Origin of the sequence: Shewanella sp. SM101 (assembly GCF_025654465.1) — a bacterium.
Taxonomy (GTDB): domain Bacteria; phylum Pseudomonadota; class Gammaproteobacteria; order Enterobacterales; family Shewanellaceae; genus Shewanella; species Shewanella oncorhynchi.
Map to the genome: position 1 here is coordinate 1 of NZ_JAKKRH010000075.1, position 14,101 is coordinate 14,101.

General features: G+C 53.5%; 11 protein-coding genes and 4 pseudogenes. 9 read left to right on the plus strand and 6 right to left on the minus strand.

Going from position 1 to position 14,101, the window contains the following annotated elements; all coding sequences use genetic code 11:
• Positions 1-173 (minus strand): transposase (locus L5M38_RS22840; RefSeq protein ID WP_263179001.1); only part of this gene is annotated, 173 nt, incomplete at its 3' end.
• A 49-nt stretch (positions 174-222) separates the two neighbouring features.
• On the opposite strand from L5M38_RS22840, the pseudogene msrB reads away from it, so the two are divergent.
• The 8 genes and pseudogenes from msrB to L5M38_RS22880 form a co-directional block, all read left to right on the plus strand.
• A pseudogene (msrB, locus tag L5M38_RS22845) lies at positions 223-594 on the plus strand (peptide-methionine (R)-S-oxide reductase MsrB); the annotation flags it as partial.
• Between the two features lie 2 nt (positions 595-596).
• Positions 597-1,097: a peptide-methionine (S)-S-oxide reductase MsrA gene (gene msrA, locus L5M38_RS22850; protein WP_011711652.1), complete on the plus strand. Its 501-nt coding sequence runs from the start codon at positions 597-599 to the stop codon at positions 1,095-1,097.
• 29 nt (positions 1,098-1,126) lie between these two features.
• Complete coding sequence (locus L5M38_RS22855) at positions 1,127-1,666, plus strand: peptide-methionine (S)-S-oxide reductase (RefSeq protein ID WP_041413416.1); 540 nt, start codon at positions 1,127-1,129, stop codon at positions 1,664-1,666.
• A 15-nt stretch (positions 1,667-1,681) separates the two neighbouring features.
• Positions 1,682-1,951: pseudogene (locus L5M38_RS22860) on the plus strand (IS481 family transposase); the annotation flags it as partial.
• A 386-nt stretch (positions 1,952-2,337) separates the two neighbouring features.
• On the plus strand, positions 2,338-3,585 hold the full coding sequence (locus L5M38_RS22865; protein ID WP_263180416.1) for an ATP-binding protein: 1,248 nt from the start codon (positions 2,338-2,340) through the stop codon (positions 3,583-3,585).
• Between the two features lie 71 nt (positions 3,586-3,656).
• Positions 3,657-5,177, plus strand: a complete 1,521-nt coding sequence (gene istA, locus L5M38_RS22870; RefSeq protein WP_411569293.1) for an IS21 family transposase — start codon at positions 3,657-3,659, stop codon at positions 5,175-5,177.
• Positions 5,174-5,938 carry an IS21-like element helper ATPase IstB gene (gene istB, locus L5M38_RS22875; RefSeq protein ID WP_016167552.1) on the plus strand — a complete coding sequence of 255 codons (765 nt, stop codon included), beginning with the start codon at positions 5,174-5,176 and terminating at the stop codon, positions 5,936-5,938. The genes istA and istB overlap by 4 nt, the downstream gene beginning before the upstream one ends.
• A 49-nt stretch (positions 5,939-5,987) precedes the next feature.
• Entirely contained in the window at positions 5,988-6,188 is a 201-nt protein-coding gene (locus L5M38_RS22880; protein WP_263180418.1) for a hypothetical protein, read from the plus strand.
• 6 nt (positions 6,189-6,194) lie between these two features.
• Here the strand turns inward: L5M38_RS22880 and L5M38_RS22885 are convergent.
• The 5 genes and pseudogenes from L5M38_RS22885 to L5M38_RS22905 all read right to left on the minus strand — a co-directional run.
• Positions 6,195-6,476 (minus strand): annotated as a pseudogene (locus L5M38_RS22885) (transposase); the annotation flags it as partial.
• 34 nt (positions 6,477-6,510) lie between these two features.
• Positions 6,511-9,483: a Tn3 family transposase gene (locus tag L5M38_RS22890; RefSeq protein WP_248114727.1), complete on the minus strand. Its 2,973-nt coding sequence runs from the start codon at positions 9,481-9,483 to the stop codon at positions 6,511-6,513.
• A 2-nt stretch (positions 9,484-9,485) separates the two neighbouring features.
• Complete coding sequence (locus L5M38_RS22895; protein ID WP_008902871.1) at positions 9,486-10,043, minus strand: recombinase family protein; 558 nt, start codon at positions 10,041-10,043, stop codon at positions 9,486-9,488.
• Positions 10,044-10,172: 129 nt separating this feature from the next.
• Positions 10,173-11,252: a signal peptidase II gene (lspA, locus tag L5M38_RS22900; protein ID WP_011638892.1), complete on the minus strand. Its 1,080-nt coding sequence runs from the start codon at positions 11,250-11,252 to the stop codon at positions 10,173-10,175.
• Positions 11,249-13,530: pseudogene (locus tag L5M38_RS22905) on the minus strand (heavy metal translocating P-type ATPase). Before L5M38_RS22905 ends, lspA begins: the two are co-directional and overlap by 4 nt.
• Before the next feature lie 85 nt (positions 13,531-13,615).
• On the opposite strand from L5M38_RS22905, the gene cadR reads away from it, so the two are divergent.
• Positions 13,616-14,056 carry a Cd(II)/Pb(II)-responsive transcriptional regulator gene (cadR, locus tag L5M38_RS22910; RefSeq protein ID WP_011638890.1) on the plus strand — a complete coding sequence of 147 codons (441 nt, stop codon included), beginning with the start codon at positions 13,616-13,618 and terminating at the stop codon, positions 14,054-14,056.
• Positions 14,057-14,101: the final 45 nt, after the last annotated feature.

Sequence of the window (14,101 nt, forward strand, 5' to 3'; positions counted from 1 at the left end):
GTTAATGTTTTACCTGGCACGGGGCGACCTTCTTTTCTGGCAATATCTCGCCAATGATACAAGGTTTGCACCGCGATGCCTTCTTCCCGAGCGACCTCTGCGACCGTTAAGTTGTGAGGAGGTAATAATTTTTTAAGGATCGCTTCTTTACGTTCTGGTGAATACCGAGCCATATCGTTCTCTTTTGCCGCACCCTGTCTTTAAACATAATGATTATTTAGGGGTGACAACAATCCTGACACAGGGGGATTGCTAAAGAACACCAAGCCCGGCATTTACGTGGATATCGTGTCAGGTGAGCCTTTATTTGCGTCTTCTGCCAAGTATGAATCAGGGTGTGGTTGGCCGAGCTTTACCAAAGCGATAGACTCTGTCAACGTAATTGAAATCACTGATAGGTCGCACGGCATGACCCGCACAGAAGTGCGCTCAACTCATGGCGACAGTCACTTAGGCCATGTATTTTCAGACGGTCCCAAAGACCAGGGTGGCCTACGTTATTGTATTAACTCAGCGTCATTACGTTTTATTCCTAGGGAAGAAATGGCAAGTAAAGGTTACGCAGAGTATTTAGACCAAGTAGAGGACATTTAATTATGGCAATTGAACGCGCAGTATTAGCCGGTGGCTGCTTTTGGGGCATGCAGGATCTTATCCGCAAACGTCCCGGTATCACTTCAACCCGAGTAGGTTATACCGGTGGTGAAGTGGCTAATGCTACCTACCGCAATCATGGTAACCATGCTGAAGGCATTGAAATAATGTTCGATAATGAAATCACCAGCTATCGACAAATTTTAGAGTTTTTCTTTCAGATTCATGACCCTAGTACAGTAAATAGACAAGGTAATGACAAGGGCACATCTTATCGCTCAGCCATTTATTATACCTCTGAGGCACAGCATGCTGAGGCAGTAAAAACCATTGCTGACGTGGATGCTTCGGGATTATGGCCTGGAAAAGTAGTGACTGAAGTCGAACCTGCAAGTGATTTTTGGGAAGCGGAGGCTATGCATCAGGACTATTTGGAACTCCGACCAAATGGCTATACCTGCCACTTCCCCAGACCAGACTGGAAGTTGCCCTCATCTCAATGAGTTTGCAGCAGCCCACACAGACTTGCAATTTGCATACGACAACCACCCTTAATACAATCGGCTTAGGCGGTGGTTGTCACTGGTGCACCGAAGGCGTATTTTCATCACTTATTGGCATTGCTACTGTCAATCAAGGTTGGATCGCCTCAATTGGTGACAACGCTCAGTTCAGCGAAGCCATTGAAGTGGTTTTTGATCCGACTGTTATTTCTTTATCAACCTTGATCGAAATCCATTTACATACTCACGCGAGCACATCAAACCACTCAATGCGTGGTAAATATCGTTCAGCGATATACGCTTATGATGAGGTTCAGTATAACCAGGCTGTAAACATATTAGATGCCTGTAGAGCTGATTTTGAGCAGCCAGTCATTACTCAGGTTTATTTTTTTAAGGATTTTAAAGCGAATAAAACTGAGCTTATCGACTACTTTTATACAGCACCCAACAGACCATTTTGTCAAAGGTACATTCATCCAAAACTCACCTTCTTATTAGCACGTTTCAGCCACTATGTTGATACGCATAAATTGACAGAGTCAGGTGTAGAGTTAACATCGATATAGGCTGTGCTACTCTGCAAGTTCGAGCGTCATGATTACCAACTCTAGTAGTGGCATCGATCACACGAAAACTAAAACGATGTCACCGCAAACGAATGGGATCTGCGAGCAGTTTGATAAGGCGATCCTGAACGAGTTTTATCAGGTGGCTTTTCGCAACAAGTTAATCAAACGCTGGAGACGCGGCAAAATGATCAGGATGAGTGGCTGTCTTACAACAATGAACGAACTCATCAGGGCAAAATGTGCAACGGCAGAACGTCAGTTGAAACTGATCTGATCCAGTAGTTCTGTACACCGCGCTAAGTGAGTAAAATCACATAACGATACAACAACGTTACCCTACATAATCCCAAACTAATTTATCGTTGGAAACGCGAGTTATCCGTGAAGATGATAGAGCTTCTACGCGAGATCCTTTCCAACTGAGTCTGTTCGATGCTCTGTTATACCAATATCTTTGGAAACGCCCTTCGATGGTAGCTTGTTGCTTCTATCAACATTCATACACTTTTGTGAAAAAAATTTCCTGTGTATTTATCGGTATAGCATAAAGTCCATAATCAAATTAAAACGCTACCTAGTACAAAATTGCCTATTATTTAACCTTGACACTACCAATATGCACTGATCTGATATATATTGATTTAATGTATATTTTGCAGGCGATTTTTATGAAAAGTGCACTACTGCGGATCATCACCAACCAGAGCGCGTTTCCTTCATTGACGGAAATATCCTTGACGGGTCATAGCAACATCTCAGGGACAAACGGAGCAGGAAAAACCTCATCTCTTGTTCTGGTTCCTGTTTTTTATGGGATTGACCCTCAGTATATGGTCAGAGAAAAGCCTAAAACCTTTCTGGATTTCTATCTTTCTAAAGCACGTAGTTTTGTCATTTTTGAATATCAACGACAAGATCAGATCTCCTGTGTCGTGCTTTACAGACATAACAACACGTTGCATTACAGGTTTGTCAAAGGGGACGCCGATTCCACTTTATTTACAGAACAGAGCAAAATGAAGCTGAATAATGCGGAAAATATTGATTGCTGGCTCTCGGAAGACATCGCTCAGATAACAGAAGTGTCCCGGCAGATCAAAACCATCAAGGATTACTGCGCAATTATCCAGCACAACTTGTCGCACCTATCCCCGATTAAAGCTCGACAGTCAGGACTCAAGGATATTGCTGATAAATTCTCTCTGTGCCGTCCAGGGAAATCAATGAGGCACATTGAACGCTTAACGTCCGTCATGCACAAAAAAACAAAATTGATGGAAGGGTTAAAAGACATGGTTGCAGATTGCTTTATTGACAGTCAGCTAGATGTCGGGAAAGCGCCATATAACGACAATGATACGTTGACGATTGATGCTCTCAGTGCGCTTGAGCGAATGATGTCGCATCAGAGTGAGTTCGAGTCTGCTATTCAGGCCTATGGCGACATCAAATCTGTATGGTCATTACTATTGAGTCATACCAAGCAGTTGGATGAGCACAAATTAGTGCTCAGTAGTGAACAAGAAAGGGCAAGGAGTTTATTAACCGCGTTGCGTGACCAGATCAGAATCACGCAGAAAACGTTCGATGCCAAAATTAGTGAAACGCAAGGTAAAGTGAATGATCTGAATGACTCCTTCAAGCATTTGGAAAGGGTTATTGAACACCTTTATGCAAAACGAGACGAGTATGACGAACTCGATTTGGTTCAAAAGATAGCGGCATATAACGAGCTGCACAACCTTGAGGTGATAGCTCAAGACGCCGTCAAGCATCATGTGATGTTGTTGGACTCCGTCAAGGAGGAATCCAACGCCTATCAAGCACAATCCGCAAAAGTTTCGGCGCAAGCATCCCAACGTCGAGAGACGTTGTCTGTCAAAATAGATGCAGTTGTTCGGCGACAATTAGGATGACCGGTTGACGACAATTATCTTGGCCGGTTGGGTGTCACAATAGGTACCTTGTTTTCTGTTCGGAGTTCAAGGTGCCTGGACAACATATCACCCACCGACAAGAGGAGCTGTATATGCAGCATCGCCAACAAGGCATGACTCAAGAAATCGCTGCTGCGAAGTCTGCCATTTCCACCCGCACTGCCCGACGTATTGAGCAGTCCAACACCTTACCCCGCGTTAAAGCTGATAGAGATTGGCGCACCCGTGAAGATCCACTGGAAGCCGTATGGGAAACCGAATTGGTTGTTCTGTTAAACGCTAAACCAGAGCTCACGCCTATTACTTTGCTGGAGCATTTGCAGGCGCTCTATCCAAACCAATATGACCAGCGAGTCCTGAGAACATTGCAGCGTCGGGTTAAGAAATGGAAAGCGCTACATGGCCCGGATAAAGACGTTATCTTCCGCCAGCAAGCTCAACCCGGTTTACAGGGCTTCTCTGATTTTACTCATCCTGATAGCCCGATCACCATTAAGCAGCAACCCTTTGCTCATTTGCTGTATCAGTTCCGCCTTGCTTATAGCGGCTGGCGTTCCATCACTGTGGTTCAGGGTGGTGAGAGCTATTCTGCCTTATCTACCGGTTTACAGCGTGCGCTGACGCAGGCTGGTGGCTGTCCGGTGGAGCATCGCACCGATAGCCTCAGTGCCGCCAGGAACAATACGCAAAATGTCTGGACAGATGCCTATCAAGACTTGTGCGAACATTACAACATGACGCCAACGCGCAATAATCTTGGGCAATCGCATGAGAACGGGGTGGTTGAGTGCGCTAATGGCTCATTTAAACGCCGTCTGGCGCAGCACCTGCTACTTCGCGGCCACAATGACTTTGACAGTATCGAAACCTATCAGGCCTTTATTGACCAGATTGTTGGCAAGCTAAACCAGCGCTCACGCAGCCGCTTTTTAGAAGAACAGCAAACCCTGCAAGCCTTACCGGAATATGATGCTGTTGATTACACCTTGCTGAGCATTAAAGTCACCCGTAGTGCCACCATTGAAGTGCGCCGGGTGGTGTACAGCGTGCCATCACGACTGATTGGCGAACGCCTGCAAGTACGGCTGTATCATAACAAACTGGTGCTCTATGTGGGCCAGCAAGTGGCGCTGACCTTGCCACGAATTTACCCGGCCCTCGGCCAAAGCCGTGCACGTTGTATCAACTACCGGCATATTATCCGCTCACTGGCCGCTAAACCGCAGGCGTTTCGTTACTCGCAACTGCGGGATGATATCTTACCTGACGACAATTACCGGCAGTTGTGGCAGTTAGTGGATGATGCGTTACCAGCACAGGATGCCTGTAAATGGATAGTCACGGTGTTATGGCTGGCGAGCGAATACGATAGCGAACAAGAGCTGGGAGAGACCTTGTTGCAAGAGGCCAGAGCCGGTCTGTTTGAAAGTGCCAAAACCATTCAGGAGCGCTTTTACACCCCGCAAAGCGCACCAGACATTAAGACAAAGCAACATAACCTGCAAAGTTATGATGCACTGCTAACGTCATTAAAGGCACAGGCGAAACACGATGTGGAGGTGCCATTTTGACTTCCTCCGTTGCATTACTGCTCAAAGAATTAAGGCTGCCGGCGTTCGTCAGGCACTATGAAAAACTCTGGCAAACCGCGGTAGAAAAAGGCTGGTCGCACAGTGACTACCTTGCGGCATTATGCGAATACGAGCTCGCAGAGCGCTTTACACGGCGCACACAAAGCTGGGTACGCGAAGGGAGGCTGGCACCGGGAAAAACCTTAAGCACTCTGGATAACAGCGTGCTCAGCCGGACAAATCAAGCGCTCATCGCCAAGTTGCACCAAGACCTGTCCTGGGCACATCACGCCGATAATATCCTGCTGATTGGCCCCAGTGGCACCGGCAAAACACACATAGCCAATGCATTGGGTTACCGGCTGATTGAGCAAGGCATACGCTGCAAACTGTTTCCAGCCATTGGCTTGGTACAACAGTTACAACAAGCCAAGCGCGAACTGGATCTGATGAGCGAGATGAGCAAGCTGGATAAGTATCAGGTGATCATCATTGATGACATTGGTTATGTGAAAAAAACCGATGCAGAAACCCAGGTACTGTTTGAATTTATCGCGCATCGATATGAAAGCGGTAGCCTGATCATCACAGCCAATCACCCGTTTAGTGCATGGGATCAGATCTTCCCAGACAGCATGATGACGGTAGCGGCCATAGATCGGCTGATCCACCACGCGACAATTATAGAATTAGAAGGAGAAAGCTATCGAAAACAACATCAGTTAAAACAAGCTGGAAGTAGGAAAAATGAGAAAACCTAACCGGCCATCATAATTGACGCGAACCGGCCAAGATAGTTGACGCCGAACAATGATTGACGATCTAACGCTCCAGAACCAAATCAGGGATCTGGCTTTAGCGAGTCGGAGCGAACCGACCGATGGTTGGCGTACCGAAGAGCTTGACCCTAAGTTGTGGAACGGTTGGCGTAAAATGATTCAGGGGGACCGGCTAGAAATCGCTGAATACGATCTGACGGCTAAGGTTAGCCAAGGGGACTCTCCTAAATAACTGATCCTAATTGTGATACACCCGCTTTAGTCCATGCTTGCCGCCCGGAAACGGTGCGGCAGTGTCCATAAAGTAGTAAACCTGCTCCAGTAAATCATCCATGTTTTTGCACTGATGATTCCGGGTTATCGTTTCGTGCAGTGCATGCCACAGTTTTTCAATTTTGTTATGCCATGGGCTATAAACCGGCAAGAACAGTAACTTGAACTTTAGGTTGTCACTCAGCCACTTCTGCGTTTTTTTGCTCTTGTGGATGATGTAATTATCCACGATTAACCGAATGCTCTTAGGGGTCGTCTCAGAAAACGGAAAATAAAGCACGCTAAGCCGGTGGCAGCGGTCGCAATGGCCTGAACTTCCCCGCACCGACCTTGGCACTGCTGCGCCATAGGTAATCGCCGGTCAGGTTGATATGCTCCCACCCCAGCGGGGACAGATATTGCAGCAACGTGTCGTCCAGCGCCATGCCGTGGGCACGCAAAGCACTGGTGGCACGCTCCAGATAGACCGTGTTCCACAACACGATGGCCGCCGTCACCAGATTGAGGCCGCTGGCCCGGTAGCGCTGCTGCTCAAAACTGCGGTCGCGGATTTCACCCAATCGGTAGAAGAAGACCGCCCTGGCCAGCGCGTTGCGCGCCTCGCCCTTATTCAGCCCCGCATGGACGCGGCGGCGCAGCTCCACGCTTTGCAGCCAATCCAGAATGAACAGCGTGCGCTCGATGCGCCCCAGCTCTCGCAGGGCGACGGCCAAGCCGTTTTGGCGCGGATAGCTGCCGAGCTTGCGCAGCATCAGCGAGGCCGTCACCGTGCCCTGCTTGATCGAAGTGGCCAGCCGTAGGATTTCATCCCAATGAGCGCGAATAGCCTTGATGTTCAGCCTGTCGCTGCTAATCATCGGCTTGAGTGCATCGTAGGCAGTATCGCCCTTGGGAATGAACAGCTTGGTGTCGCCCAGGTCGCGGATGCGCGGCGCGAACCGGAATCCCAGAAAGTGCATCAGGCCGAACACATGATCGGTGAAGCCCGCCGTGTCGGTGTAGTGTTCCTCGATACGCAAGTCAGACTCGTGGTACAGCAGGCCATCGAGCACATAAGTCGAGTCGCGCAAGCCGACGTTGACCACCTTGGCGCTGAAGGGCGCGTATTGGTCGGAGATATGGGTATAGAACGTCCGCCCAGGGCTACTTCCATACTTCGGATTGATATGCCCGGTGCTCTCTGCCTTGCTGCCGGTTCGGAAGTTCTGGCCGTCCGACGATGACGTGGTGCCGTCGCCCCAGTTTCCGGCGAAGGGTTGTCGATACTGTGCGTTCACCAGCTCGGCCAGCGCCGTCGAATAGGTTTCGTCGCGAACGTGCCAGGCTTGCAGCCAAGACAGCTTGGCGTAGGTGGTGCCAGGGCAGGACTCGGCCATCTTGGTGAGCCCAAGATTGATACCATCAGCCAGAATCGTCGTCATCAGCAAGGTTTTGTCCTTGGCCGTGTCGCCGGTCTTCAGGTGTGTGAAGTGGCGCGTGAAGCCCGTCCATTCATCGACCTCCATCAGCAACTCGGTGATCTTGAGGTGCGGCAGCAACATCGCCGACTGGTCAATCAAGGCTTGCGCGGCGTCTGGCACCGCTGCGTCCAGCGGCGTTATCTTCAGGCCCGATGCAGTGGTGATGATGGCGTCCGGTAAGTCGTTGGTCGCCGCCATGCGGTTGACTGTGGCGAGTTGCGCCTCCAATAATTCCAGTCGGTCATGCAGATATTGGTCGCAGTCGGTGGCCACGGCCAGTGGCAATTCGCTGGCCAGCTTCAAGGTGGCGAACTTCTCGATCGGCACCAGGTATTCGTCGAAGTCCTTGAACTGACGCGAACCCTGCACCCAAACATCACCAGAGCGCAGTGCGTTCTTCAGCTCCGACAGGGCGCATAATTCGTAGTAACGCCGGTCAATACCCTCGTCGGTCAGAACCAGCTTTGCCCAGCGCGGCTTGATGAATGCGGTTGGCGCATCGGCGGGCACCTTGCGCGCGCTGTCGCTGTTCATGCCGCGCAGCACGTCGATGGCATCGAGCACACCCTTGGCGGTGGGCGCGGCGCGCAGTTTGAGCACGTCCAGGAACTGCGGCGCATAGCGGCGCAGCGTGGCGTAACTCTCGCCGATATGGTGCAGGAAATCAAAATCTGCAGGCCGCGCCAGCGTTTGCGCCTCGGTGACGCTGGCGGCGAAGGTGTCCCACGGCATGACCGCTTCGATGGCGGCGAACGGATCGCCGCCGTTTTGTTTGGCTTCAATCAGCGCCTGACCGATGCGCCCATACATCCGCACCTTGTCGTTGATCGCCTTGCCGGAAGCCTGGAACTGCTGTTGATGCTTGTTCTTGGCCGCATTGAACAGCTTGCCGATGATGCGGTCGTGAAGGTCGATGATTTCATCAGTGACGGTGGCCATGCCTTCGATGGCCAGTGCTACCAAGGTGGCGTAACGCCGCTGCGACTCGAACTTGGCCAGGTCGGCGGGCGTCATCTGGCCGCCCTCGCGGGCGATCTTGAGCAAGCGGTTTTGGTGTACCTGCCGTTCGATGCCAGCAGGTAGGTCAAGCGCTTGCCAGGCTTTGAGGCGTTCGATGTGTTCAAGCATGTGGCGCGAGTTAGGCTTGGCGGGCGATTGGCGCAGCCACGCTAGCCACGTCATTTTGCTACCATCCTTGCGCTTGAGCAGTTCGTCCAGGCGCTGGCGATGGACAGGTATCAAGGAATCGGCCAATGCCGCATGGATGCTCCGGTTGGCACGGGTAATGGCCTCGGCGCTTGCGCGCTCGATGGCATTCATGGCGGGTAGGATGATGCTCTGCCGCCGCAGGTTTTCAACAAGGGTGCTGGCCAGCACAATGCCTTTGTCTGTTTGCAAGGCCAGTTCGGTCAATGTATGCACGGCTTGCCGGTAGTGACTCATGGTGAAGGGCTTGAATCCAAACACCGTTTGCAGCTCGACCAAGTGCTCCCGCCGTGTCTGCTCGCGCTGGCCGTAATCGTTCCAGCTTTCCACCGGCACCTTGAGTTGTGCGGCCACCATGCGCAGCAGGGGCGGAAATGGAGGTTCATCGACGCCCAAGAAGATGCCAGGGAATCGCAAGTAGCAAAGCTGCACGGCGAAGCCCAATCGATTCGCGGCACCGCGACGCTGACGGATCACCGACAGGTCGGTTTCGTTGAACGTGTAGTGCCGTATCAGTTCGTCTTTGGCATCTGGCAGTGCCAGCAGACTTTCGCGCTCGGTGGCGGACAGGATTGAGCGGCGTGGCATGGTCAGTCCGCCCGCAGGTACTGGTACAAAGTTTCGCGGCTGATGCCGAAGTCACGGGCCACCAAAGTTTTTTGGTCGCCTGCTGCAACTCGCCGTTTCAACTCGGCAATTTGTTCGCTGTTCAGCGATTTCTTTCGTCCCCGGTAGGCACCGCGCTGCTTGGCCAGCACGATTCCCTCGCGCTGACGTTCGCGGATCAGGGCGCGCTCGAACTCAGCAAAGGCTCCCATGACCGACAGCATCAGATTGGCCATCGGTGAGTCCTCGCCGGTAAACGTCAGCCCTTCTTTGACGAACTCCATGCGCACGCCTCGTTGTGTCAGCCCTTGGACGATGCGGCGCAGGTCATCAAGGTTGCGTGCCAACCTGTCCATGCTATGCACCACCACGGTGTCGCCCTCGCGGACGAAGGCCAGCAGCCTTTCAAGTTCGGGACGTTGTGTGTCCTTGCCTGAAGCCTTATCGGTGAATACCTTGCCGACTTCTATTTGTTCCAGTTGTCGATCAGGATTCTGGTCGAAGCTGCTGACGCGGACGTAGCCGATACGTTGACCTTGCAAGATGCCTCCAAAGGTAAAAATGTCAGGATGAAATCTATTACCCTTGGCTGAATGTGTCAATAAATATAAATTCATACTCTACTCTGACGTTGTTTGTGCTCAACATCTGACATCAGGTTAGGGTATAGCTTAACCGGACACCTCGGCCTCTGTGCCTTTACTGCTTTTCGGTACAACCGTCAAGAACAGGCAGAGCGCTCCGATAGTTATCGCCACATCAGCGAGGTTGAAGGCGGGCCAGTGCGCAAGTCGCCAATGGAAGTCAAGGAAATCAACAACCTGTCCACGCAGCACACGATCCGCGACATTGCCCAGCGCACCGCCGAGGATCAGGCTGTATCCCATCGCTTCGAGACGGGGCAATTGCTGGCACAGCATGCGTCCCAGCCAAGCAGAAACGACCAGGCCCAGCGTGATGAAAAAGTAACGTTGCCAGCCGCCAGCGTTCGCCAGAAAGCTGAATGCCGCGCCGGGATTCAGGACATGGACGAAGTTGAAGAAGGGCGTGACTTCGACCTGTTCACCGTAGGCAAACGTGCGGGTGATGGCGAACTTTGCGAGCTGATCGGTCATGACAGCACTGGCGGCCACTGCGAACCAGACCCAAGTCGATGTGCGGCGAGCCGATTGCCACACAGGGGCGGCCAGCGGCATCAGCCACCCGGCGAGCGCCGTGCAACTCAATCCAAGTACCCACCCCGCCAGCACATCGGCAGGAAAGTGCATTCCGGCTGCGATGCGTGACCAACCGACCAATGCGGCGTACAACACCAAGCCGATGCGGCCACGACGGCCTATCAAAGGCCAGAGCGCGCCGACCACCAGCGCGGCATAGGTGGCATGCCCGCTGGGCAGGCTGTAGTGTCGTTCGATGCCCCCGATAACGCGCACCATGTCGCCAAAAACGGCAGGCGGGCGTGGAAAGTCGATCCATAGCTTCAAGATGGTGGCGACGAGAAATGCCAACGCAAAGGCCACGCTAAAGACTCTGAGTCTGTACCGGATGGCATCGGCCCGCGTTGGGTCAGGTGCCGACTTTGACCATCCCCACATCGCCAAGAGCATCAGTGGTGCAGTCCAGTAGTTGCCTATCACAAGGTTGAAGAACGATGCCAGCGGTTCCAGCGCTGCAGGTGTGCTCATGTTGATGGCTTGGAACAACGCGATGTTCAGACCACCCCAGTCGTAGAGAAAGAATTTCCAGCTCATTTGCGCAACAGCCTCAAGCCATTGCCAACGACGAGCAAGCTGGCCCCCATATCAGCAAACACCGCCATCCACATGGTCGCTTGACCCGTGAAGGTCAGCACCAGAAATACTGCCTTGATGCCAAGGGCCAGCACAATGTTTTGCATCAGCACCTGCGCCGTCGCACGCGACAGGCGCACGAAGGTCGGAATCTTGCCCAGGTTGTCGTCCATCAGGGCCACGTCAGCGGTCTCGATGGCGGTATCTGTGCCAGCCGCTCCCATGGCAAAGCCGATGTCCGCACGCGCCAAGGCCGGGGCATCGTTGATGCCATCACCGACCATGCCGACCTTGCCCTTTATGGCCAGTAGCTCAACTTCGCGCAGTTTGTCGTCTGGGAGCAGATTGCCTTGCGCACGGTCGATCCCGGCTTGTGCGGCAATGGCCTGTGCCGTGTGGGGGTTGTCGCCGGTCAGCATCATGGTGTTGATGCCCAGTGCATGAAGCTCGGCAATGGCGCTCCTGCTGCTTTCCTTGATGGTGTCCGCTACGGCAAATAAGGCATGAACCCCTTTTGCGCTGACCAATATCACGACAGTTTTACCCATGGTTTCCAGCGCCGCGATGCGCTGTTCCAGCTCGGGAGTACGCTGCCCCAGCTCTTCTAGCATCCGCTGGTTGCCAAGATGGTAGGTTTCACCGTTGATTTGGCCCTGCACACCCCGACCGGGCAGCGCGTTGAATTCGGCCACGTCGAGCAAGGCAACCCCGTCCGTCTGCGCGGCCTGTGCCACCGCCTTGGATACAGGATGGTCCGAGCGGGCCGCCAGACTGGCAGCGATGCTGCGGCTGTCCGAGGCGAGTGCATTGCCCCATGTGACAAAGTCGGTCTGTGCGGGCTTGCCGTGCGTGATCGTGCCGGTCTTGTCCAGAGCCAGCCAGCGCAGCTTGCGGCCTTCTTCCAGATAGACGCCACCTTTGATGAGAATGCCGTGGCGGGCGGCGGCGGCCAGGCCGCTGACGATGCTGACCGGTGTAGAGATCACCAGTGCGCACGGGCAGGCGACCACCAGCAGAACCAATGCACGGTAGATCCAGTCGAGCCATGCCGCACCCATGAACAGCGGCGGCAACAACGCGACGGCGATGGCAACGCCGAATACAACGGGGGTGTACCAGCGGGCGAACTGATCGACAAAACGCTGAGTCGGCGCACGACTACCTTGCGCAGCCTCTACCGCGTGAATGATCCGGGCCAAAGTGGAGTTGTTGGCCAAGGCGGTGACGCGGTACTCGAACGAGCCGGATTCGTTGATCGTGCCAGCGAACACCGAATCACCGGGGGATTTTTCGACCGGGAGGCTTTCACCCGTGATCGGGGCTTGGTTGACGGCAGAGCGGCCTTCCAGCACCTCACCATCAAGGGCGATGCGCTCACCTGGTTTGACCCGGACGCGGGCGCCGATGGTGATTTGCTTGGCGCCCACCTCGCGCCATGTGCCGTCAGCCTGCTGTACCGTGGCCTGTTCCGGGGTCAGGTCGAGCAGGCCACGGATAGCGTTACGAGCGCGATCCAGCGATTTGGCTTCGATTACCTCGGCCAGCGCGAACAGTACCATCACCATTGCCGCTTCGGGCCAGTGGCCGATCAACATGGCACCCGTGACCGCAATCGACATGAGGGCGTTCATGTTGAGATTACGGTTCTTGAGCGCAATCCACCCCTTCTTGTAGGTGGAGAGGCCACCCGTGAAGACCGCGACAAGCGCCAGAACGACAACCGACCAGTGATTGCCGTTGTGGAGCCAGTAGACCGCCTCGGCCGCCGATGCAGTGACCAAGGAGATGCCCAGCGGCCACCAGTTGGTCGGCGTGGTCACAGGGGCGGCGGATGGAGATGCGACCTCTGCCGTGTCCACGACCTGCGCCTCGAATCCAAGCGCTTGCAGTGCCACGAGCACGTCTGGCAGAACCTGGTTCGCATGGCGTACCGACAGCGTGCGCTGCATCAGGTTGAAATCGAGATCAGCAACACCGGCCACGGTGCCGAGCTTGTTGGAGACAACGAAGGCAATTCGTGTCGCACGGCCAAGGTACGTTGCATCAGGTTGAATTCAAGACCCGCCACCCCCGCCAGACCGGCCAGTTTGCTTCGGATCAGCGCCTCTTCGGTCGGGCAATCCATGTTCTCGATGCGGTACACCGCTTGAGCCGATCCGGTTGCCAGCGGGGCCGGTGCCGTGGGTTGGATGATCGGCTCAGTCGTGCAGCCACACCCCTTTGAAGCGCATTCGCTCATGAGTAACTCCTGAAAATCTTCTATTCAGCCTCCATTAAAATCTCTATAGTCACTATAGAGTCAAGTGATAATTGGAGATTGATGCATGGAAATCAGAATTGGCGACCTCGCCAAGCGCTCTGGGTGCGAGGTCGTGACCATCCGCTACTACGAGAAGGAAGGGCTACTGCCGAAGCCAGCGCGAAGCGGTGGCAACTTCCGGCTGTACGGTGAGGCGCACATTGAGCGCTTGCAATTCATCCGTCATTGCCGTTCGCTCGAGATGACGTTGAGCGAGATTCGCGCATTGCTGGGTCTGCGAGACAACCCGATGCAGGACTGTGGGGAGGTCAACACGCTGCTGGAGGCCCATATTCAACAGGTGGAAATGCGTGTGTCCGCGCTGTTGCAGTTAAAACGGCACTTGGTTGATTTGCGCGAGAAGTGTTCTGGCTCTCGATCTGTAGAGGCGTGCGGCATTTTGCAAGGGTTGGGCAATTGCAATTGCCATGGCGAAAGTGCCACGAACAGTCAAACATCTGGGTAAGTAAGGGCTTAGCGTGCTTTATTTTCCGTTTTCTGAGGCGACCCC